Raw genomic sequence first — 22,390 nt, 5'->3', positions numbered from 1 at the left:
GGAAGCCATGAGCAAAGCCAATGCCCTCGTCACCGTGATCATCGCTTCGTACAACCACGGCCCGTATATCGAGGAAAGCATTCTCAGCGTCCTCAAGCAGACCTACCAGAACATCGAACTGCTGGTGATCGATGATGGCTCGAAGGATGACAGCGTCGAGCGCATCAACGCCTTGCAGGCGCAGTACGGTTTCGATTTCCGTGTGCAGCAGAATCAGGGCCTGACCAACACGCTCAATGGCGCCATTGCGCGCGCGAAGGGCAGCCTGATCGTGCCGTTCGGCTCCGACGACATCATGTATCCGGAGCGCATCGCGACTCAGGTGGCGTACATGGACGGCAAGCCAGAGGTCGGGATTTGCGCCGGCAACATCGAGTTGATGGACGCCGATGGCAACCTCTACCCGGAAAAACGCCAGCGTCGCGATGTGCCGTTCCGTCGCCTCGACTTCGATGACATGTTCCTTGAGCGCAAGCCTTACCCGCCGGCCCCGACCTTGATGATCCGCCGCGAAGCGCTGGACAAGGTTGGTGGCTTCGATCCGACGATTCGCCTCGAAGACCTGTACATCGAGTTGAAGGTGACCCGTGCCGGTTACTTCATCGACGGCTTGAACGTGGTGATGGCGCGCTATCGCAAGCACGCCACCAATTCGTACAAGAATCACCGCTTCATGATCGAAAGCATCCTGCGCATCTATGCGTTGTTCAGCGATCATCCGCTGTACGACGAAGTGCGTTACAAGGCACTGAATTCGATGTTCCTCAAGACCGCCAACCGCAATCGCAAGCTGGCCCGCGAGCTGCTGGCGCAGATCCCGTTCAAGGCGTGGAACAAGAAGACCTGGCGCGGTCTGGGGCGTTTGCTGTTTTCGCCGCTGGAAAAGGACTGAAGCCGCTGCCGCTCGCGATCAGCGAGCGGCTTTCTCCGACAGGCGCTTTTCGCCTTTCTGGCGTTGGCGCAGCCAGTGCAGGAGTTTCTTGCCGGCGGCCATTCCTGGCAGTTCGATGTACAGGAACGTCGCGCTGCTGATCACAATCAACAGGCAGGTACATGCCGCCACCAGCGGCAGGTAGACCCACGCTTCAGTAGCGTCCAGGTTCAGCATCAGCGGCAGGCGCTGCACCATCAGCCACAGTACGAAACCGTGCAGCAGATAGGTGCTGTAGCTGATCTCGCCGAGCCAGCGGATGCTGCGCGGCTTCAATACGCCGAACAGGGAATTGCCGGAAGCGACGATCACGAAGAACAACGACAGCAGAAACAGCGGCGCTGCCTTGAACGCACGATTGAATGCAGTAAAGGCGATCACCAGTGCCAGCAAAGCGATAAACCCGGCCAGACGCGTGCGGCTCCACGCCACTAGTGCGGGTCGACGAATCCAGTACGCCGCGGCGATACCGCCGAGAAAGCTGGCGAGGAAATGCTTCTTCAGCGAGTGCTCCCAGCCCACGACCTGATACAGGGCGTAAATGCCGATCAGGCACAGCACTACTTGCAGCCAGCTGCCGCGATAGATGAAGACCAATCCGGCCAGCGGCAGTGCCAAATAGAAAAACACCTCATAAGCCAGCGTCCAGGTGACGTTGGAGATCAGCATGCCGGTCTGGGGGTATTGGTTGATGTCGGGTCGGTCGAAGGTCAGCCACGCCAGAATCTGCTTGAACAGTTGTACGCCGGGCTCTTTCAGTTCCCAGTTCTGCAGATGGAACACGGTGACGAAGACGATCAGCATCAGCGGCAGGTACAACGGATACAGGCGAAACACGCGCGAAATCCCGAACGCCAGCCAGTCATGCTGTCGACCCTGGGCCAGCAGGCGATTCCAGAACAGAAACCCGGTGATCATGAAAAACAGCGCGACGCTGCCCTGACCCAGCATCGAGTAAAAGTTGCTCGGCGGAAACTCGAACACCCCGGTGCGCAGGAAAATCCAGGTAATGACCGAGTGGTGCACGAACACGCCAAACGCCAGGTAGCCGCGCAGACCATCGATGCTTGCATAGCGGCTTTCGCCGGAATGCTGCAGGTGACGGGCAATTTTTGGCACCGCGCGCAACAACAGCGCAGCGGATACGATCGCCAGCAGATAGGCTGCCAGCGCAATCAACGGGTTGGTTTCGTTCATCAATGAACCTGGGCCGGAGTGTTGCCGGCCAGCACTTGCTTGTGCAGATTATCCACAGCGGATTTCGACGCCATCGTGGCGTACCCCTGGAGCAGCGCTTCGAAGTGATCCTCGAACAGCCAGCGCTTGTCGACGGTGTAACGTTGCATGTGGCGCAGATTGCGCTGACGCAAGGACAGACTGAGCGGGGTAGGGTAGACCCGCAGGTCGGCCAGATCAATCAGGCCGAATTCGCCATCCTCCAGCACCAGTACGTTGCCCAGATGCAGCGAGCGGAAGTACACACCCTTCTCATGCAGTTGCGCCATGAACTTGCCAAAGCGCTCGACCAGCGCCTGGCGAACCGCGGGCGCGGTGATGCTTTGCAACACCTGGCGCAGCGTGTGGCCCGGCAACGGTGCGTAATGCACCGCGCTGCTGCCGTCGGCCAGGCGATACAGATTCAACACCTGCGGGGTAGGAATGCCCATCTGGCGCAATTGTTCGCTATTGACTGCAAAGCGTTCGGAATACGGGTTGAAGCTGCCCGAGGTGTACCAGCGGCGACGGCGGAACAGCTTGAGGAACGTGCCGTCGTTCAGGCGCAGGACTTTCGGGCCGAGGCCGTCCTCTTCAATGATTTGCGCATCGCGACTCATGCCTTGCAGGTCGGTTGCCGAGAGCTTTTGCACCGGCAAGGTGAGCAGGCGGCGTGCGCGCTGATTGATGCTCAGTGCCGCGATCAGTGCCAGCGGGATCCACAGCAGGAACCAGTGCTCCTTGGGCCGCGAAATGATCCCGCCGCCCTCGGTCAGCCCGGCGCCGATACCGAACACCAGCAGGGTCGAGGCCATGATCAACAGCGGCTGCACGCGCTGGCGCCAACTGCTGAGCAAGCCCCAGGCAAGGAAGAACAGCCACGGCAGCAGCCCGAAGATGCCGACGTAAAACAGCACGCCGAGGACAAAGCTGTGCGGTTCCTGAAAGTTGTAACCGACGCCCGGGTCGATCGCCAGACTGGCGTTGTAGCCATGGCCGATCCACGGATGTTCGCCGATCAGGTGCAGAACCTGTTGCCAGATTTCCAGCCGGTAAGAGTCGCCTCGTTCGATGATCATCTGCGAGAACAGGGTCAGCACTGCAATGCCGCTGGCTGCCAGCGCTGCCAGCAAACCCAGCGAACGCCGATTCCAGCAGATGAAGCAGAGCCACAGCGCGGCTATGGTCAGCGCCACCAGTGGCGTCCGGGAGCCAGTGCCAATCACCGCCATGAACATGATCGCCATGGCCGGCACGCTGAGCCACATCATCTGGCGGCGCTTGCAGGTCATGGTCACGGCGAGCCAGTAGGCACTGAAAAAACCGAACAGGTGCGAACTCAGCAGTGGGTTGTCGAAGGCCCCACCGCCCACCAGGCGCATGCCGGGTTCATAGACTCGGGCGAACTGGAACAGGAAGCACGTCGTGGCAATCAGTGCGACCAGGGCGGCGGTAAACAGCAGCGGCTGCAGGATGTCATTGCGGTACCGCACCAGCAGATAAGAGCCGGCAAACAGCAGCAAGGTGTGCAGCGGCGGTTTGAACATGCCGCCGACCGGTTCTCCGCCAGGCCCCCAACTGAGGCTGAGCAAGGCCCAGGCGACAAACAGCAGAAGGGCGATGAAGATCGGCTCGCGCAGCAGCTCCTTGAGCTCGCGCGGACGCAGGCACAGGGCAATCAGCGTGGGAATGCTGAACAGCCCGTAAAACAGCTTGTGATGCAGACTTCGGCCCGGCAGGAAAAACAGCGCGCACAAGAGCAAGAGATAGCCGGTGGGAAGAATCCACAGGCTAATGAAATCGAAGACTCGATTGGACGTACTGCTGAAGCCGCGAAGTTGCATGCTGTGAGATTCAATCCTGAAGTTGATCGACCATTCGGATGATGGCTATTTGATGCTGAAAAAGTTGCTTAACAATAACAGCCTTTCGCCGATTGCCAGAACCCTGAAGAAGCTGTGCTAAAGTCAGCGTCCTTTTTATCGACTCTCGCGTGATATGACCGACTCCAGTCCTGCCGCAAGCCCTTCGAGCTTGAAAATCTACTTCCGCCTGCTCGGCTATGTCCGGCCGTACATCAGTCTGTTCCTGATCAGCATCGTCGGATTCCTGATTTTCGCCTCGACCCAGCCGATGCTTGGTTACATTCTCAAGTACTTCGTCGACGGCCTGTCGAACCCTGAAGCGGTGCTGTTTCCGACCGTACCTTACCTGCGTGACCTGCAACTGTTGCAGGCCGTTCCGCTGCTGATCATCCTGATCGCCGCGTGGCAGGGGCTGGGATCTTATCTGGGCAACTACTTTCTGGCCAAGGTTTCCCTCGGCCTGGTGCATGACCTGCGCGTGCAGTTGTTCAACAACCTGCTGGTCCTGCCCAACCGCTACTTCGACAAGCATAACTCCGGTCATCTGATTTCGCGTATCACCTTCAACGTGACCATGGTCACGGGGGCGGCAACAGATGCGATCAAGGTCGTAATTCGTGAAGGCATGACCGTGATCTTCCTGTTCGCGTCCCTGCTGTTCATGAACTGGAAACTGACGCTGGTGATGGTCGCGATCCTGCCGCTGATCGCCGTGATGGTGCGCACCGCGAGCAAGAAATTCCGCAAGCAGAGCAAGAAGATCCAACTGGCCATGGGCGACGTCACTCACGTGGCCTCGGAAACCATCCAGGGCTATCGCGTGGTGCGCAGCTTCGGCGGTGAAATCTACGAAGAAAAACGCTTCCTCAAGGCCAGCCAGAGCAACACCGACAAACAGCTGCGCATGACCCGCACTGGCGCGATCTACACGCCGATGCTGCAACTGGTGATCTACAGCGCCATGGCGGTGCTGATGTTCCTCGTGCTGTACCTGCGCGGTGACGCGTCGGCCGGTGACATGGTGGCTTACATCACCCTGGCGGGCCTGCTGCCGAAACCGATTCGCCAATTGTCCGAAGTCAGCTCGACCATCCAGAAAGGCGTGGCCGGTGCGGAAAGCATTTTCGAACAACTGGACGTGACGCCGGAAGTCGACACCGGCACCGTCGAGCGCGATGCCGTGACCGGTCGTCTGGATGTGCGCAACCTGAGCTTCACCTACCCGGACACCGAGCGTCAGGTGCTCGACAACATCAGCTTCTCGGTGGAACCAGGGCAGATGGTCGCGCTGGTCGGTCGCTCCGGCAGCGGCAAGTCGACCCTGGCCAATCTGATTCCGCGCTTCTATCACCACGACAAGGGCGAGATCCTCATCGACGGTGTCGAAGTCGAAAACTACAAACTGCTCAACCTGCGTCGTCATATTGCTCAGGTGACCCAGCACGTGACCCTGTTCAGCGACACCGTGGCCAACAACATTGCCTATGGCGATCTGGCCGGCGCGCCGCGTGAGGACATCGAGAAAGCCGCGCGTGATGCCTATGCCATGGACTTCATCGCGCAACTGCCCGAGGGCCTCGACACTCAGGTCGGCGAGAATGGCGTGCTGCTTTCCGGTGGTCAGCGTCAACGTCTGGCGATTGCCCGTGCATTGCTCAAGAACGCGCCGCTGCTGATTCTCGACGAGGCCACCTCGGCCCTCGACACCGAGTCCGAGCGTCATATTCAGGCGGCACTCGATCAAGTCATGAAGGGTCGCACCACGCTGGTGATCGCGCACCGTCTGTCGACCATCGAGAAGGCTGACCTGATTCTGGTCATGGATCAGGGCCGCATCGTTGAGCGCGGCACCCACGATGAGCTGCTGGCGCAGAATGGCTACTACGCCCGTTTGAACGCCATGGGCCTGGATGCCCCGGCTGAAGACATCGCCTGATAATGTTCACGCGGCCCGGTAGGAGCTGCCGCAGGCTGCGATCTTTTGATCTGTTTTCATAGAAGCAAGATCAAAAGATCGCAGCCTTCGGCAGCTCCTACATGGAAAGTGGATTGCAGTTGTGGGACGTTGTTTGTATCCAGACCTTTACCCTTCTTGACCAAACCGGCATAAAACCGGGCACCGCGCTTGTTAAGGTTCCTCAACGAACTCTTACATCTATCGAGGGGGACATCCCCGTCGCGCGGGTACTCTCATGTTGCAACGCTATCTGTGGAAACTGCTGCCCAAACCGCAGCGGGCCTTCCTGCTGGGGCGCTTGTCGGTGGTTGATCGGCAGGTCGTGAACAAGTCGATGTCGGCCAGCGTGGCGTTTCCAAAGGCTTTCCAGCAGCACTCCTGTTTATTCATTCATGTGCCCAAGTGCGCCGGTAGCAGTGTCTGCGAAGCGATGTTCGATGGCTGGCGCCCGGGGCATCTGCCGTTGTACTGGTATCAGGAGCAGTTTCCGCAACAGTTCGCCACGGCGTGGAAGTTTGCCTTCGTGCGCGACCCGCTGGAGCGCGCGTACTCGGCTTTCGCGTTTCTGCGCGGTAATGAACTGAGTGGCCGCGATCAGGCCGCGCAGCAACTGGTCAGGCAGTACCGGGATTTCGACGATTTTGTCTTGCGCTGGCTACATCCCGACAATATCTCCCGGCAATTGCACTTTGCTGCGCAAACCGATTTCCTCACCGACTCGCTGGGGCATCTGGCACTGGATTTCATCGGCTATCAGGAGCATTTGCAGCGCGACTTTCAGTTGGTCTGCGAGCAATTGGGGCTGGCCAGCCAGTTGCCCCACGTCAACAGCTCCCGGCAACGTCAGCCCATGCCCGCACGTGAATTTTGCACCGCGCGCACCCGGCGACTGGTGAAGCGGGCCTATCAGCGTGACTACGAGTTGCTCGGCTATGAATGAATCGCTGTCGCTGCCGGCGCCAGCGCCGGCCATTCGCCCTTATGGTCTGGCGCTGTCGCATCAGGCCCGCGCCATGATCAAGGGGCAGCGTCCGCGTTGCCTGTGGCTGACCGGATTTTCCGGTGCCGGCAAATCGACGCTGGCCAACGCGCTGGAGTTATATCTGCATCAGTTTGGTCTGCACACCTTTTTGCTCGATGGCGACAATGTGCGCAGTGGGCTGTGCTGCGATCTGGGCATGGGCGATGCCTGTCGCCGCGAGAACATTCGGCGTATGGCCGAAGTGGCGCGGCTGATGGTCGATGCCGGGTTGATCGTGATCGTCGCGGCCATCTCGCCGTTTCGCGCCGAGCGTGAGGCTGCGCGCCGACTGTTTGCGCCGGAGGATTTTATCGAGGTGCATGTCAGTACCTCGTTGCAGGTCTGTGCGCGGCGCGATCCGAAAGGGTTGTATCAAGCGGTTCGCGAGGGCCGGATCAGCAACTTCACCGGCGTCGACAGTCCCTACGAGGCGCCGCTGAATGCGGAGTGTCGAATCGACACCGACGCCCTTGAACTGCCTGAGGCGTGCCAGCAGTTGGCGGCGTTTGTGCTCAAAAAATGAGCAGAAAACCCACCTGTTTCATCCTGTTGCAGCCTGCGCGCAAGCCGGCGCCAACCCTGTGTTAATATCGCGCCCCTGTTCATTTTGTATGTGGGTTGCTCCATGAAGTTGTCCATGCCGCGATTCGATCAAGCCCCTGTCTTGGTGGTCGGCGATGTCATGCTCGACCGTTACTGGCATGGTGGTACCTCACGGATTTCCCCTGAGGCGCCGGTGCCGGTCGTTAAAGTCGAGCAAATCGAAGACCGTCCGGGCGGCGCTGCCAACGTTGCCTTGAACATTGCCGCGCTGGGTGCGCCGGCGTCGCTGGTCGGTGTGACCGGCGATGACGAAGCCGCCGACAGCCTGAGCAACAGTCTCAAGGGCGCGGGTGTGCGTGCGCTGTTTCAGCGCATTGCGCATCAACCGACCATCGTCAAACTGCGGGTCATGAGTCGCCACCAGCAATTGCTGCGTATCGACTTTGAAGAACCGTTCGCCACCGATGCCCTGGCCCTGGCCTCGCAGGTCGATGACCTGCTGGAAGGCATCAAAGTGCTGGTGCTGTCGGACTACGGTAAAGGCGCGCTGAAAAACCATCAGGTGCTGATCCAGGCCGCACGTGCCAAAGGCATTCCGGTGCTGGCCGATCCGAAGGGCAAGGATTTCTCGATCTACCGTGGCGCCAGCCTGATCACGCCGAACCTCAGCGAATTCGAAACCATCGTCGGCGGCTGTGCCGATGAGCACGAGTTGGTGAGCAAGGGCGCGACCCTGATGCACGACCTCGAGCTCGGCGCGTTGCTGGTGACCCGTGGCGAACACGGCATGACCCTGTTGCGCCCGGATCATCCGGCACTGCACTTGCCGGCACGTGCCCGTGAAGTGTTCGACGTCACCGGTGCCGGCGATACCGTGATTTCGACGTTGGCGGCAGCAATTGCAGCGGGCGAAGAACTGCCTCACGCGGTGGCGCTGGCCAATCTGGCGGCCGGCATTGTTGTTGGCAAACTCGGTACGGCGGCGATCAGCGCCCCGGAGCTACGCCGCGCGATTCAGCGTGAAGAAGGCTCCGAGCGTGGCGTGCTGGGGCTGGAGCAACTGCTGCTGGCGGTTGACGATGCCCGTGCGCACAACGAGCGGATCGTCTTCACCAATGGCTGCTTCGACATCCTCCATGCTGGCCATGTGACCTACCTGGAACAGGCGCGCGCGCAAGGCGATCGCCTGATCGTCGCGATCAACGATGACGCCTCGGTCAGCCGTCTGAAAGGGCCGGGTCGTCCGATCAACAGTGTCGACCGGCGCATGGCGGTACTCGCCGGTCTGGGCGCGGTGGATTGGGTGATCAGCTTCCCTGAAGGCACGCCGGAAAACCTGCTGCGCGAGGTCAAGCCGGATGTGTTGGTCAAGGGTGGCGATTACGGCATCGAGCAGGTGGTTGGCGCGGATATCGTGACCGCTTACGGCGGTACGGTGAAAGTGCTGGGGCTGGTGGAAAACAGCTCGACCACGGCGATTGTGGAAAAAATCCGCAAGTCCTGATGAAGGACAATTGTGGCGAGGGGATTTATCCCCGTTCGGCTGCGCAGCAGTCGTGAAACCGGTCACCGCGATTAATCTCAATCACCGCGGTCACGGGTTTTGGGGCGGCTTCGCCACCCAACGGGGATAAATCCCCTCGCCACAAGATTATGTGAAGATTTCAAATCGCTTTGCGCGGTACGATTTTTTTCAGCAGTTGCCTGGCCTTGCCGCGCAACCGCGCCAGACCAGTCGCCTTCTCCGGTGGCGTCAGTCCCTGCTGACGCAACCAGTCCTTCCAGCGAATCCGCTCATCGCGCACCAGCCAGCCCTCCTGGCGGGCAAAGCTTTCCGCCAGATACAAACCACGGGTACTCGCCGGGTACAGTTGATCCTTTTTCAGGGTGTACAACTCCGGCAACGGTTGGCCGTCCTGCAACGGCATCAGATAAAGATCCGGCCGCTTGCGATCCAGTCGCGCCACCAGTTGATCACCTTCCAGTCGTTCATCGACATGAAACAGGCTCAGGGATTTGGCTTCCTTGGGCACGTCCAGGCGCAGGTCGTAGATCAATTGCAATGATGCGGTCGGCAGATGCACATAGGCGCGTGGTCGTTCCAGCAATTGCAGATTGGCGCAGCGCACCGGCCGTGCAGACCCGGACAACGGGGTCAGGCGAAACGGCAAGGCCTCACGATAATGCAGGGCAGATGAGTAGGGCGCCGGCAGCCAGGTGTCGTTGAAACGCCCGCCGAGCCAGCCTTCAGGCGTTTCCAGCAAACACTCTTCAGCAATTTCCTGAATCGCCGTGTGCAGCGGAATGTTCAATTCGTGCGCCGGTACGTAGCCGGAAATCAGCTTGAGCACCACGTCGCCGCGATCTTGCCGGCGCTGGCGCACCAGCACCCAGTAGTCGCGATTCTGCCAATGCAGGGTCAGGCGCACCGACACACCGAGGTTGGCCAACTCCAGCGAGAAGCGCTCGGCATCGGCGACGCTCACCGGTTTGCGCCGCTGCAAGGTCTGGGCGAAGTTCAGCGGCATGCCGACGCTCTGGTAGGTCAGGCCTTCGGGCGTGGCTTCGACGAACAGCGGCAGGGTCTTGAAGTTGCTCGGGTTCTTTCTGATGAGCGTGCGCGGCATATCGGCTCCTGCTTAAGGCCGCGAAGCGGCGTCAGTGACCACGCAGGACCTGGGCTACGGTCGCAACGTTGTGGGCGAGGTGCAGCGGATTGATCGTGCCGACAATAGCACTGGCCACGCCAGGCTGCGCGAACAGCAACTCAAAACTGGCGCGCACCGGATCTACGCCCGGGCTCAGGCAAACGTGACCGCTGGCCAAGGCTTTTTTCACCAGAATGGCTTTGCCGTGGGCAGCAGCATAGTCAATGACAGCTTTCTCGTTTTGTTCGTTCAGATTGTAGGTGACCATCGCGCAATCGCCCTGCTCCAGTGCTTTCAGGCCACCCTCGACGGTTTTGCCGGAAAAGCCGAAGCCGCCAATCTTGCCCTCGGCCTTGAGCGCGGCGAGGGTTGCGTAAACCTCTTCGTGCTCGAGGATCGCCATGTCGTTGCCGTCGGAATGCACCAGCAGCAGATCGATAAAATCCGTTTCCAGACGTTTCAGGCTGCGCTCAACCGACATGCGCGTGTGCGCAGCGCTGAAGTCGTGGTGCGACACGCCATCGGCAAACTCCTCGCCGACCTTGCTGACAATCACCCAGTCCTGACGCTGACCGCGCAACAGAGGGCCGAGGCGTTCTTCGCTGCGACCGTAGGCCGGGGCGGTGTCGATCAGGTTGATGCCCAGTTCGCGCGCCTGGCGCAGCAACATCCGCGCTTCGTCGTCGCAGGGGATCTGAAAACCGTTGGGGTATTTCACGCCTTGGTCGCGGCCGAGTTTGACCGTGCCCAGGCCCAGCGGCGAAACCGTCAGACCGGTGCTGCCCAGTGGACGGTGGAAGTCGTGCAGGGTTGGAAGGCTCATGGCAGCAATTGCTCCCAGGCGGGAACGCCCATCGGTGGTTTCGGCAAGGCCGGCAATGGTTCGCTGGCTTGTGGCTGGATGCCGTCGCGCTCAAGAGAGGCGATCACACGGTCAGCGAAGTCCGGCGCCAGCGCCAATTTGGTCGGCCAGCCGACCAGCAACCGGCCCTGCTCGGCGAGGAAGGCGTTATCGGGGCGTGTCAGCCCGGTTTGCAGCGGTTCGGCGCGGTCGACGCGCAGGGTCGCCCATTGCGTGGTGCTGAGGTCGATCCACGGCAGCAACTGGGCGATTTCCTTTTGCGCGGTGGCGATCTGCTCGGCCGGTTCGCGGTGTACGCCTTCGCTTTCGGCGATGTCGCCGCCCATGTACCAGACCCACTGACCGTCAGCCGCCGGGTGCGTGGTCACGGTGATGCGCGGTTTGGTGCCGCCGCCCAGGCAGTGTGCGTACAGCGGTTTCAGGCCCGGGCCTTTGGCGATGATCATGTGCAGCGGCCGGCGTTGCATGGCCGGCTGGCTCAGGCCGAGGTCTTCAAGCAATTGCGCGGTACCGGCGCCGGCGCTGAGGACGATGCGCTGGGCGCGGATCTCGCGGCCGTCGACTTTCAAACCGACCAGCACGCCCGCTTCCAGCAGCGGCTCGATGGTTTGCCCGGCGAGCAGGCCATCACCGGCCAGATCGGCCAGGCGCTGGATCAGGCTCGGCACATCGACCACCAGTTCGGCGAGGCGGTAGACCTTGCCCTTGAAGCGTTTGTCTTGCAGGGCCGCCGGCAATTGCTCGCCCTTGACCTGATCGACGCGGCCGCGCACGGCTTTGCTGGCGAAGAAACTGGTGAGGTTGCCGGCGAGGGTGCCGGGCGACCACAGGTAGTGAGCTTCGGAGAGCAGGCGCACGCCGGACAGGTCCAGCTCGCCGTTGCCGGCCAGCGCTTCACGCCAGCGGCGCGGCATGTCGGCGATGGCTTCCGAGGCGCCGGTCAGCGCACCGTGCAGCGCGTACTTGGCGCCGCCGTGGATGATCCCCTGCGACTTCACACTCTGCCCGCCGCCGAGGCTGGCGCTTTCCACCAGCACGGTCGAAAAACCCTGACGGCGCAGACGCGCGTTCAGCCAGAGGCCGGCGACACCAGCGCCGACAATCAGAACGTCGGTGGAAATAACGGATGGCATGCAGCGACCTCAGGTGTTCAAGACGAGGGCGCAGTATACAGACTCGGGAAAGAGGGGGATTTGTCGATGATCAACAGAGGGAGCGCAAACCTGTAGGAGTGAGCCTGCTCGCGATGCGTTCTATCAGACGACATAAATGTTGAATGACAGATCGCTATCGCGAGCAGGCTCACTCCTACAGGGGGATGTGTTTTGTCTTTAGTGGCCGGCGGTTTTCGAGAACAGCTGGATGACGACGACGCCCAGCACGATCAAGGCCATCCCGAGCATCGCCGGGATATCCAGTTTCTGCCCGTAAATGAACAGCGCCGCAACACTGACCATCACGATGCCCATCCCGGCCCATACCGCGTAGGCCACGCCAACGGGAACGGTGCGCACCACCAGGATCAACATCCAGAACGCGATGGCGTAGCCCACGATCACCACCAGCAGAGGCAGCGGCGTGCTGAAGCCTTTGACCGCTTTCATCGAAACGGTGGCCATGACTTCGGCGCAAATAGCGATGGCAAGGTAGGCGTAGGCGTTCATGGGTATTCCTCAAGTGGAGCGTTACTGTCTGAGGTCGGCATTTTAGTGATTCTTCAGATGCGGTAAAGTCATTACCTATCTGTTTGAAAGATGGGTTGGGCGAGCAGCATGCAGTGGAATCTAGATCAATTACGCACATTTATCGCGGTCGCCGATCAACGCTCGTTCTCCGCCGTGGCGCGTCAGCAGCGCAAGGCGCAGTCGGCGATCAGCAGTGCTGTCGCGATGCTCGAGGACGATCTGGGCGTCAGCCTGTTCGAGCGAAGCAGCGGTCGTCAGCCAACCCTCACTGAAGCAGGTGAAGCGTTACTCGAAGAAGCGCGGGAAGTGCTGCGCCAGTGCGAACGCCTCAACGGCCGGGCCATGGCGATGATGCGCGGTCAGGAAGCGCAATTGCGCGTGGCGCAGGATGAAGCGATGCCGTATCAGGCGCTGGTGGAAAGCTTCGGCGCCCTGGCCGAACAATTTCCCAGCCTCGAAGTGCAACTGACCAGTGCCGCCCAGGGCGAAGTCGCGCGCAAACTGGTCGAGCGTCGTGCCGATCTCGGCTTGCTGTTCTATCACGATGAAATCCCCGAAGCGCTGGAGCGCCGAGTCCTTGGTAGCGTCGAAATGGTCACCGTCTGCGGGATCAATCATCCATTGGCGACGCAAAGCTACGTCACATGTCAGCAGATGGCGCAGCATCGGCAATTGTTGATGTCGACCCAAACCAGCGTCTACCCCGGCAACGAACCGGCCAGCCCGCAAGTCTGGCGCGCCGACAGCTACTACGTGATGGCCGAATGGCTGGTGCGCGATCTCGGTTGGGCGTGGTTGCCGCGCCACGTCGTGCAGTACTCGGCGTATCAAGGGTTGATGGTCGAACTCGACAGCGAATGGACGCCGCCGGCGCTGGTGGTGGAACTGGTCTGGCGCCGTGACGAGCCGCTTGGCCCGGCGGCGCGTTGGCTGGCGGAGCGTTTTGCCGTGCACTTGCGGGCGATCGGCGACAAAAGTCGATAAACTCCGCCGCCATGAATAGAACTCTGTACACCGCGCTGTTTTACCTGGGGCTGCCATTGGTGGCGATTCGGCTGTGGCTGCGGGCGCGCAAGGCGCCGGCGTATGCCAAGCGGATTGGCGAACGTTTCTCCTACGGCATGCCGACGCTGCAACCCGGCGGCATCTGGGTGCACGCGGTGTCGGTGGGCGAGAGCATCGCTGCGGCGCCGATGATCCGCGCTCTGCTGCAACGTTATCCACAACTGCCGATCACCGTAACCTGCATGACGCCGACCGGTTCGGAACGCATTCAGGCGCTGTTCGCCAATGAGCCGCGCATCCAGCATTGCTATCTGCCGTATGACTTGCCGTGTGCGGCGGCGCGGTTTCTTGATCGCGCACAGCCGAAACTGGCAGTGATCATGGAAACCGAACTGTGGCCCAACCACATTCATCAGTGCGCCAAGCGCGGGATTCCGGTGGCGCTGGCCAATGGACGCTTGTCCGAGCGTTCGGCACGCGGTTATGGGCGGTTCCGCAAACTGACGGCGCCGATGCTCGCCGAGATGAGCCTGTTTGCCGTGCAGACCGAAACCGAAGCCCAGCGCTTCCGGGATCTGGGCGCGCGCCCGGAGACGGTTGAGGTCACCGGTTCGATCAAGTTCGACCTGACCATCGACCCGCAACTGCTGCAACGTGCCGCTGAATTGCGTGGGCAATGGCAGGCGCTGGAGCGTCCGGTGTGGATCGCCGCCAGCACCCATGAAGGCGAAGACGAAGTGGTGCTCGATGCCCATCGCCGTTTGCTGGCCAATCACCCGGATGCGTTGCTGATTCTGGTGCCGCGTCATCCTGAGCGTTTCAACTCGGTGTTCGAACTGTGTCAGCGCGAAGGTTTTTCCACGCTGCGACGCTCGACAGGGGCGAATGTCGATGCGCAGACTTCTGTACTGCTCGGCGACACCATGGGCGAATTGCTGTTTCTGTATGCCTTGGCTGACAGCGCATTTGTCGGCGGCAGCCTGGTGGCTAATGGCGGGCACAATTTGCTGGAGCCCGCAGCCTTGGCGAAACCGGTGCTCAGCGGCCCGCACCTGTTCAACTTCCTCGACATCGCCGCGCAATTGCGTGAAGCCGGGGCGTTGTCAGAGGTCGATGATGCTGAAGGGCTGGCGGTGGAAGTGCAGCGTTTGTTCGAATTGCCGCGTGATGCGCAGCGCATGGCCGAGGCCGGGCTGGCGGTGATGCGCCGTAACCAGGGCGCGTTGCAGCGCTTGTTGGATGGCTTGGCGCGGCTGGTCAAATAGTCGCTTGGAATATTACTGTGGCGAGGGGATTTATCCCCGTTGGGTTGCGAAGCAGCCCCAAAACCATTCACCGCGGTGATTCAGCAAAACCCTGTTCACCGGTATTGCGACTGCTGCGCAGCCGAACGGGGATAAATCCCCTCGCCACAGGGGATTCATTCCAGATTGTTTATGGGCGGGCCTTGAGTTGTTCTTCTGCAGCCTTGGCCAGATCCGGCGGGAGGAAATCCTTGTCCGGGTTGTAGTCGGCTTTCAGATAACGGCGCAGATCTTCCAGATCCCCCGGATTCAGCGTCCCCGCCGCCTGCTTCAAGCGCAGGTTGTCGAGAATGTAGTCATACCGCGTGTTGTTGTAGTTGCGCACCGAGGTGTACAGCTGACGCTGCGCATCGAGCACGTCAACGATGTTGCGCGTGCCCACCTGATAACCGATTTCCGTGGCTTCCACCGCGCTCTGGTTGGAAATGATCGATTGCTTGCGCGCCTGCACCTGCTCAACGTCGGTGTTCACCGCGCGGTGCAGATTGCGGGTGTTCTCAACGATCTGCCGACGCAGCGATTCACGCTGCTGCTCGCTCTGATCCAGTTGCGCATACGACTGACGCACTTGCGAACTGGTCAGGCCGCCACTATAGATCGGGATGTTCAGCTGCAGTCCGACGGTGGTCTGTTCAACGTTGCCACCGTAAGGCGCACCGAACGAGTTCGGGTTGGCGAAACCGAGGGCGTCGTTGTCACCCTTTTCGTATTTGGCCACAGCATCGAGGGTCGGCAAGTGACCGGCCTTGCGCTGCTTCAAGGTCTCTTCGGCGGAACTGACGGCGTAGTTACTGGCCAGCAAATTCAGGTTCTGACGCGCCGCCGTATCAACCCACGATTTGGCATCGTTCGGCGCTGGCGGCAGGATAGGCAGTGAGTGGACGATGCCCTGAATCGAGTTGTACTGACGGTTGGTCAGGGTGATCAGCGCTTCAAACGCATCATCGACCTGACGCTGCGCCACAATGCGGTTGGCCCGTGCGGTGTCGTAGCTGGCTTGCGATTGCAGGACGTCGGTCTTGTCCGACAGGCCGACATCGAAGCGTTCGTTGGACTGGTCGAGCTGGCGCTTGAACGCGGCTTCTTCAGCCTTGGTCGAGGCCAGATTGTCCTGACTGCGCAGCACGTTGAAATAGCTTTCTGCCGATTGCAGGATCAGGTTCTGCTCGGTTGCCGACAGTTGCAGCGCGGCTTGCTCGTTGACGTCCTTGGCGGCCTGGTACTGGAACCAGCGATCGGCGCGGAACAGCGGCTGGGCGAGGGTCGCCTGATACGAGTGAGCGCTGCGGTTGGCGATGGCCGAAGGCTGATCGATCGAGGTGCGCACATTGGCGGTTTCGGCGCCGCCGGACAGGTTCGGCAGCAAGCCGGCGCGGGCCTGTGGCAGCACTTCTTTCTGTGCGCCGTACTGGGCGCGGGCGGCGGCCAGATCGGCGTTGTTGTCGACCGCTTCCTGATAGACGCTGACCAGATCGGTTTTGGTCGACAAGGGCGCTTCTGCTGCCCAGGCCATTGCGTTGGACGCACAAGACACGGCAACAGCCAGTGAGAGTTTGCGCAGCATGAGGCGATCCCTAGCATTAATATTATGGAAGTAATCCGGGCGCCAAAGGTAAGGCGCAGGCCCCACAGCGTCAAGGCGTGGCGGGGCAAAGCGAGTGTAGTTGCGCAAACCGATCACAACAATCGGCCCAACCTGTGTATTTGCGCCATTCATCATGGTGTTTGCTGCGGTGTTGGCGTTCTTTGCCGGTTGTGTCTAGACTGGCCGGGTTCTTGTCGGGGTGCCTTGCTATGAGGCTGAGATCGAATAATTTCGGATCCCGTTGAACCTGATCAGGTTAGCGCCTGCGTAGGGAACAAGATTTCTCGTCACCCGGCGAGTCCTCTTGTGCTTCGTCCGGGAAATTGTTCGACAATCGAACGCTCGACGACGATGCACAGCACCAGTCCTGGTGCGTCCGTGCCTTTCAGGTTCTGCTCCGACAATCCACTGCCTGGATGCTGTCTGGAGAGCCCGTGATGACTACAAAATCAAAAAACGCGATCAACCTGAGTGACTCGGCCAAGGTCGACGAGCAATCGGTCAAGCCGTTCACCCGTTCGCAAAAAGTCTACGTTCAGGGCTCCCGCCCGGACATCCGCGTGCCGATGCGCGAAATCAGCCTCGACGTGACGCCGACCGACTTCGGCGGTGAAATCAACGCGCCGGTCACCGTTTACGACACCTCAGGCCCGTACACCGATCCGAACGTGGTGATCGATGTGCGCAAAGGTCTGGGCGATGTGCGTTCGGCGTGGATCGATGACCGTGGCGACACCGAGCGCCTGCCAGGCCTGAGCTCGAACTTCGGCCAACAACGTCTCGCCGATGCCGAGTTGACCAAGCTGCGTTTCGCCCACGTCAACAACCCGCGCCGCGCGAAGGCCGGGGCCAACGTCAGCCAGATGCACTACGCCCGTAAAGGCATCATCACCGCCGAGATGGAATACGTCGCCATCCGCGAAAACATGAAGCTGCAAGAGGCCCGCGCTGCCGGCCTGTTGACGCAACAACACGCCGGGCACAGCTTCGGCGCGAGCATCCCGAAAGAAATCACTGCCGAATTCGTCCGCGAAGAAATCGCCCGTGGCCGCGCAATCATTCCGGCCAACATCAACCACGTCGAACTGGAACCGATGATCATCGGCCGTAACTTCCTGGTGAAGATCAACGGCAACATCGGCAACAGCGCGCTGGGTTCTTCGATCGAAGAAGAAGTGGCGAAACTGACTTGGGGCATTCGCTGGGGTTCGGACACCGTGATGGACTTGTCCACCGGTAAACACATTCACGAAACCCGCGAGTGGATCATCCGCAACTCGCCAGTGCCGATCGGCACCGTGCCGATTTATCAGGCGCTGGAAAAAGTCAATGGCGTCGCCGAAGACCTGACCTGGGAGCTGTTCCGCGACACGCTGATCGAGCAGGCCGAGCAGGGCGTCGACTATTTCACCATCCACGCCGGCGTACTGCTGCGCTACGTGCCGCTGACCGCCAAGCGCGTGACCGGCATCGTCTCCCGTGGCGGTTCGATCATGGCCAAGTGGTGCCTGGCGCACCATAAAGAGAACTTCCTCTACACCCACTTCGACGAAATCTGCGAAATCATGAAGGCCTACGACGTCAGCTTCTCGCTGGGCGACGGCCTGCGTCCGGGCTCGATTGCCGACGCCAACGACGAAGCGCAATTCGGTGAACTGGAGACCTTGGGCGAGCTGACCAAGATCGCCTGGAAGCATGACGTGCAATGCATGATCGAAGGCCCGGGCCACGTGCCGATGCAGTTGATCAAAGAGAACATGGACAAGCAGCTGGAGTGCTGCGACGAGGCGCCGTTCTACACCCTCGGCCCGCTGACCACCGACATCGCGCCGGGCTATGACCACATCACCTCGGGTATCGGTGCGGCGATGATCGGCTGGTTCGGTTGCGCGATGCTTTGCTACGTGACGCCGAAGGAACACTTGGGCCTGCCGAACAAGGATGACGTGAAGACCGGGATCATCACTTACAAGATTGCGGCGCATGCGGCGGACTTGGCCAAAGGGCATCCGGGCGCACAGATTCGCGACAACGCCTTGAGCAAGGCGCGTTTCGAATTCCGTTGGGAAGACCAGTTCAACCTCGGTCTGGATCCGGACACCGCGCGTTCGTATCACGATGAAACCCTGCCGAAGGACTCGGCCAAGGTCGCGCACTTTTGTTCGATGTGCGGGCCGAAATTCTGCTCGATGAAGATCACTCAGGAAGTCCGCGAATACGCGGCCAACCAGCGGATCGACGCGGTTGACGTGGACGTCGCCCAAGGCCTGGCGGAACAGGCCGAGCGGTTCAAGAAGGAAGGCAGTCAGCTGTACAAAAAGGTTTGACCCCGTACTGATCGTTCCCACGCTCCGCGTGGGAATGCAGCCCGTGACGCTCCGCGTCACTGGACGCGGAGCGTCCCTAGAGGCATTCCCACGCAGAGCGTGGGAACGATCACACAACAACAAATGTCCCTCTGAGATAACACCCTTGAGCATTCAACCCAGCACTTATTCCCCCGACCTCGCCGTGCCCGCCGACAAGCGTGTATTCGGCGGTCGCGATCTGTTTTCCCTGTGGTTCTCCCTCGGCATCGGCCTGATGGTCTTGCAGACCGGCGCCTTGCTCGCGCCAGGGCTGGGCCTGTCCGGATCGCTGCTGGCGATTTTCCTTGGCACGCTGGTCGGCGTTCTGCTGCTGGCCGCTGTCGGCGTGATCGGCAGCGACACCGGCCTGTCGTCGATGGCTGCCCTCAAACTCAGCCTAGGCAGCAAAGGCGCAAGCCTGCCGGCGCTGCTCAATTTGCTGCAACTGATCGGTTGGGGCTCGTTCGAAATCATCGTCATGCGTGACGCCGCCAGCCTGCTCGGCACTCGGGCGTTCAGCGAAGGTTCGCTGTGGTCGAACCCGGTGTTGTGGACGCTGTTTTTCGGCGCATTGGCGACCTTGCTAGCGGTCAGCGGCCCGCTGACCTTCGTGCGGCAGATCCTGCGCAAGTGGGGCATCTGGCTGCTGCTGGCAGCGTGCATCTGGCTGACCTGGAACCTGTTCGCCAAAGCCGATCTGGCGGATCTCTGGTCGCGTGCCGGTGACGGTTCGATGCCATTCGCCGTGGGTTTCGACATTGCCATCGCGATGCCGCTGTCGTGGCTGCCGCTGATCGCCGATTACTCGCGTTTCGGCAAGCGTGCGAAAAATGTCTTCGGTGGCACTGCGGTCGGTTTCTTCATCGGCAACTTCTGGCTGATGAGCCTTGGCGTCGCCTACACCCTGGCCTTCGCACCGAGCGGTGAGGTCAATGCGTTGCTGTTGGCCTTGGCTGGCGCCGGTCTGGGCATTCCGCTGTTGTTGATTCTGTTGGATGAGTCGGAAAACGCCTTCGCCGACATTCACTCGGCAGCGGTTTCGAGCGGGATTCTGTTGCGCCTGAAAGTCGAGCATCTGGCCTTGGCCATCGGCGTGATCTGCACGCTGATCGCCCTGCTGGCGCCGTTGGCGCAGTACCAGAATTTCCTGCTGTTGATCGGTTCGGTGTTTGCGCCGCTGTTCGGCGTGGTGCTGGTGGATCACTTCATTCTGCGCAAGCGCAGTGCTCAGGTCGCGTCAGCCGCATTGCGCTGGCCGGCATTGTTGGCGTGGCTGGGTGGCGTGAGCACCTACCACTTGCTGGCGAATCTGTATCCGGATGTCGGCGCAACCCTGCCGGCGCTGGTGCTGGCAGGGCTGTTGCAGCTAGTGCTCGGTCGGGCCTTCAGTTACGGCCGGGAAACAGCTCAGGCTTGAGAATGCCGTTCAGACGCGGATAAGGAATCTTCAGTTCGACGTGGCCCAGCGCATAAGGCGCAATAGTGGTCACGTCGTACTTGAGGATCACGCCGCCATAGGTCAGCGCCACGTTCGGGGTTTTCACGAACGGCCAGTTCTTCACGAACTCCGCTTCCTGATCGAGCTTGGTGCTGATCAACCAGCTGTTGTGCGCGACCTGCGCCGCCTTCCAGAACGCCTCTTCCTGACCCGGCATCAGCATGTCGGACAGGTTCAGTACCTTGTGCTGCTGGCGCGAATAGTTGATGAAACCACGGCCCGGTGTGCCATGCGCGCCGCCGGTGTCGAGGTAGCTCGACAACTCGATGATCACCAAGCCGTCATGCTGCTCGCGTACTTTCGCTTGCAGGTAGCTGCTGTTGCGCGGGCCGGCACTGGCCAGAAACTGCTCGCGATAGGCCGCCAGGGTTGGCGCTACCGGTGCATTTTTCTCGGTGCGGGTCATTTGCAGCAGACGTTTTTCGATGATGCCGTCCAGCGCAGGTTCTGCCGGGAAGCGCAGGGTGTCGATGTTCACCAGCGGGCAATCAGGGTTGGAACAGCCGGGTTTCAGTTGTTCCGAGGCGTCGCGGGTGGTCTCCAGCGGCGTGCGGTAGTTGGGCTGGAACAGGCTGGCGCAGGCGCCCAGAGTCAGGGCGATGGCGGCCACGGAGGCAATTTTGAAAAGCGACATGGGCGTCCTTTCGAAAGCAAGGGAAGGCAAAAAGATATCCGCTTCGACTCTCGCAGAAGCAGTCAGTTCGCCACTAAGCTAATTAGAGTGGGTTTCGCCTCCACCGTCCATCCCGCTGACGGTAAAGGGGCTGCATCAAACGGTGCGGGCGCGTTAGGATGGCGCGAAGTCGAGGTTGCCAATCACACAGCAACCTCGTAATGGATCTGCAGTAAAGAGGATGCTCATGACTGATTTTGCCAACGCCATTCCGACCGCCGTCGATATCGTGCGGCGCGAAAAATGCTACGAGGGCTTTTACAAGCTCGACCGTGTGCACCTGCGCCATGAATTGTTTGCCGGTGGCATGAGCCGCGAGATCAACCGTGAAGTGTTCGTGCGCCACGATGCCGTGTGCGTGCTGCCCTACGATCCGCAGCGCGACGAAGTGGTGCTGATCGAGCAGTTTCGCATCGGCGCCATGGGCAAGACCGACAACCCGTGGCTGGTCGAACTGGTCGCTGGTCTGATCGACAAGGATGAACAACCGGAAGAAGTTGCTCACCGCGAGGCGCAGGAGGAAGCTGGGCTGGACATCAAGGCCCTGTGGCCGATGACCAAATATTTCCCGTCGCCGGGCGGCAGCAACGAGTTCGTGCATTTGTACTTGGGGCGTTGCAGCACCGAAGGCGCAGGCGGCCTGCATGGCCTGGAAGAAGAGGCAGAAGATATCCGCGTCACGGTCTGGGCCTTTGAAGATGCCTTGCAGGCCGTCCGTGATGGACGCATTGCCAATGCGGCGAGCATCATCGCCTTGCAGTGGCTGGCGCTGAACCGCGCCGAAGTGAGGGGGCTATGGTTGTAAACAAGTTGCGCGATCGTTATCGAGTCGACCTCGCGGGGCTGCAAGCCGCCTGCGAGGCCAACTACGCGCGCCTGATGCGACTGCTGCCGGACATGCGCAACGAACCCGAGGCGCGGCGCATCGCCGTGACCCAGGGCGAGCAGATGCTCGGCGTGCTGGCCCTCGAAGTGTTGCAGGCCTGTCCTTACACCACCACGTTGCAGGTACGTCAGGAACACAGCCTGCCGTGGCTGCCGGTGCCGCAACTGGAAGTTCAGGTCTATCACGACGCGCGCATGGCCGAAGTGGTCAGCGCCGAACATGCACGGCGCTTTCGCGGCATCTATCCTTACCCTAACGCGGCGATGCACCAGCCGGATGAAAAGGCTCAGCTCAATCTGTTCCTGGGGGAATGGCTGAGCCATTGCCTGGCATTGGGGCATGAGTACGAAGTCGTACGCTAGTT

Annotated in this window: 19 protein-coding genes and 1 riboswitch; of the genes, 11 read left to right on the top strand and 8 right to left on the bottom strand. The window is 60.7% G+C overall.

Annotated features, from left to right (window positions below; translation table 11 throughout):
* Positions 1 to 7: 7 nt before the first annotated feature.
* Complete coding sequence (locus tag ACZZ0B_RS23690; protein ID WP_463546961.1) at positions 8 to 892, top strand: glycosyltransferase; 885 nt, start codon at positions 8 to 10, stop codon at positions 890 to 892.
* Positions 893 to 910: 18 nt separating this feature from the next.
* Here the strand turns inward: ACZZ0B_RS23690 and ACZZ0B_RS23685 are convergent, their stop codons facing one another.
* Together ACZZ0B_RS23685 and ACZZ0B_RS23680 are read right to left on the bottom strand one after the other, a co-directional pair.
* Positions 911 to 2,128 (bottom strand): acyltransferase family protein, encoded by a 1,218-nt coding sequence (locus ACZZ0B_RS23685; RefSeq protein WP_463546365.1) that lies wholly within the window; start codon positions 2,126 to 2,128, stop codon positions 911 to 913.
* Positions 2,128 to 3,990 carry an O-antigen ligase family protein gene (locus ACZZ0B_RS23680; protein WP_463546364.1) on the bottom strand — a complete coding sequence of 621 codons (1,863 nt, stop codon included), beginning with the start codon at positions 3,988 to 3,990 and terminating at the stop codon, positions 2,128 to 2,130. The genes ACZZ0B_RS23685 and ACZZ0B_RS23680 overlap by 1 nt, the downstream gene beginning before the upstream one ends.
* Positions 3,991 to 4,144: 154 nt before the next feature.
* Here ACZZ0B_RS23680 and msbA point away from each other — a divergent pair, with 154 nt between their 5' ends.
* From msbA to hldE, 4 genes are all read left to right on the top strand, one after another.
* The gene (gene msbA / locus ACZZ0B_RS23675; protein WP_440094887.1) at positions 4,145 to 5,947 is read left to right on the top strand and encodes a lipid A export permease/ATP-binding protein MsbA; all 1,803 of its coding nucleotides are present in this window, start codon (positions 4,145 to 4,147) and stop codon (positions 5,945 to 5,947) included.
* Between the two features lie 256 nt (positions 5,948 to 6,203).
* Entirely contained in the window at positions 6,204 to 6,908 is a 705-nt protein-coding gene (locus tag ACZZ0B_RS23670) for a sulfotransferase family 2 domain-containing protein (RefSeq protein ID WP_463546363.1), read from the top strand.
* Positions 6,901 to 7,512, top strand: coding sequence for an adenylyl-sulfate kinase (gene cysC, locus ACZZ0B_RS23665; RefSeq protein WP_463546362.1), 612 nt, complete (start codon positions 6,901 to 6,903; stop codon positions 7,510 to 7,512). Before ACZZ0B_RS23670 ends, cysC begins: the two co-directional genes overlap by 8 nt.
* Positions 7,513 to 7,614: 102 nt before the next feature.
* A complete protein-coding gene (hldE, locus tag ACZZ0B_RS23660) occupies positions 7,615 to 9,036 on the top strand; it encodes a bifunctional D-glycero-beta-D-manno-heptose-7-phosphate kinase/D-glycero-beta-D-manno-heptose 1-phosphate adenylyltransferase HldE (protein WP_158829974.1) in 1,422 nt (473 codons plus the stop codon).
* Between the two features lie 160 nt (positions 9,037 to 9,196).
* Here the strand turns inward: hldE and ACZZ0B_RS23655 are convergent, their stop codons facing one another.
* From ACZZ0B_RS23655 to ACZZ0B_RS23640, 4 genes are all read right to left on the bottom strand, one after another.
* A complete protein-coding gene (locus tag ACZZ0B_RS23655; RefSeq protein WP_440094890.1) occupies positions 9,197 to 10,159 on the bottom strand; it encodes a metal ABC transporter ATPase in 963 nt (320 codons plus the stop codon).
* A 31-nt stretch (positions 10,160 to 10,190) separates the two neighbouring features.
* Entirely contained in the window at positions 10,191 to 11,003 is an 813-nt protein-coding gene (locus ACZZ0B_RS23650) for an aldo/keto reductase (RefSeq protein WP_463546361.1), read from the bottom strand.
* Positions 11,000 to 12,175 carry an NAD(P)/FAD-dependent oxidoreductase gene (locus tag ACZZ0B_RS23645; RefSeq protein WP_440094891.1) on the bottom strand — a complete coding sequence of 392 codons (1,176 nt, stop codon included), beginning with the start codon at positions 12,173 to 12,175 and terminating at the stop codon, positions 11,000 to 11,002. The genes ACZZ0B_RS23650 and ACZZ0B_RS23645 overlap by 4 nt, the downstream gene beginning before the upstream one ends.
* 198 nt (positions 12,176 to 12,373) lie before the next feature.
* On the bottom strand, positions 12,374 to 12,706 hold the full coding sequence (locus ACZZ0B_RS23640; protein ID WP_008079257.1) for a DMT family transporter: 333 nt from the start codon (positions 12,704 to 12,706) through the stop codon (positions 12,374 to 12,376).
* 108 nt (positions 12,707 to 12,814) lie between these two features.
* Between ACZZ0B_RS23640 and ACZZ0B_RS23635 the strand changes: the two genes are divergently transcribed.
* Both ACZZ0B_RS23635 and waaA read left to right on the top strand, forming a co-directional pair.
* Complete coding sequence (locus tag ACZZ0B_RS23635; RefSeq protein WP_008079256.1) at positions 12,815 to 13,711, top strand: LysR family transcriptional regulator; 897 nt, start codon at positions 12,815 to 12,817, stop codon at positions 13,709 to 13,711.
* An 11-nt stretch (positions 13,712 to 13,722) separates the two neighbouring features.
* On the top strand, positions 13,723 to 14,997 hold the full coding sequence (waaA, locus tag ACZZ0B_RS23630) for a lipid IV(A) 3-deoxy-D-manno-octulosonic acid transferase (RefSeq protein ID WP_463546360.1): 1,275 nt from the start codon (positions 13,723 to 13,725) through the stop codon (positions 14,995 to 14,997).
* A 169-nt stretch (positions 14,998 to 15,166) separates the two neighbouring features.
* Here the strand turns inward: waaA and ACZZ0B_RS23625 are convergent, their stop codons facing one another.
* Positions 15,167 to 16,600: a TolC family outer membrane protein gene (locus tag ACZZ0B_RS23625; protein WP_463546359.1), complete on the bottom strand. Its 1,434-nt coding sequence runs from the start codon at positions 16,598 to 16,600 to the stop codon at positions 15,167 to 15,169.
* Positions 16,601 to 16,806: 206 nt separating this feature from the next.
* Positions 16,807 to 16,912, top strand: a riboswitch (TPP riboswitch).
* 146 nt (positions 16,913 to 17,058) lie between these two features.
* Between ACZZ0B_RS23625 and thiC the strand changes: the two genes are divergently transcribed.
* A complete protein-coding gene (gene thiC / locus ACZZ0B_RS23620; protein WP_158829981.1) occupies positions 17,059 to 18,948 on the top strand; it encodes a phosphomethylpyrimidine synthase ThiC in 1,890 nt (629 codons plus the stop codon).
* A 145-nt stretch (positions 18,949 to 19,093) separates the two neighbouring features.
* On the top strand, positions 19,094 to 20,386 hold the full coding sequence (cytX, locus tag ACZZ0B_RS23615) for a putative hydroxymethylpyrimidine transporter CytX (protein ID WP_064117169.1): 1,293 nt from the start codon (positions 19,094 to 19,096) through the stop codon (positions 20,384 to 20,386).
* On the opposite strand, the gene ACZZ0B_RS23610 is transcribed toward cytX, so the two are convergent.
* The gene (locus tag ACZZ0B_RS23610; RefSeq protein ID WP_440094893.1) at positions 20,355 to 21,101 is read right to left on the bottom strand and encodes an RsiV family protein; all 747 of its coding nucleotides are present in this window, start codon (positions 21,099 to 21,101) and stop codon (positions 20,355 to 20,357) included. The genes cytX and ACZZ0B_RS23610 overlap by 32 nt on opposite strands.
* A 226-nt stretch (positions 21,102 to 21,327) precedes the next feature.
* On the opposite strand from ACZZ0B_RS23610, the gene ACZZ0B_RS23605 reads away from it, so the two are divergent.
* The gene (locus ACZZ0B_RS23605) at positions 21,328 to 21,945 is read left to right on the top strand and encodes an NUDIX domain-containing protein (protein WP_463546358.1); all 618 of its coding nucleotides are present in this window, start codon (positions 21,328 to 21,330) and stop codon (positions 21,943 to 21,945) included.
* Positions 21,936 to 22,388 carry a DUF1249 domain-containing protein gene (locus ACZZ0B_RS23600; protein ID WP_440094895.1) on the top strand — a complete coding sequence of 151 codons (453 nt, stop codon included), beginning with the start codon at positions 21,936 to 21,938 and terminating at the stop codon, positions 22,386 to 22,388. The genes ACZZ0B_RS23605 and ACZZ0B_RS23600 overlap by 10 nt, the downstream gene beginning before the upstream one ends.
* Positions 22,389 to 22,390: the final 2 nt, after the last annotated feature.

It is taken from the genome of Pseudomonas sp. AC247 (assembly GCF_979258015.1).
This window is presented reverse-complemented; position numbering and strand designations above follow the sequence as displayed.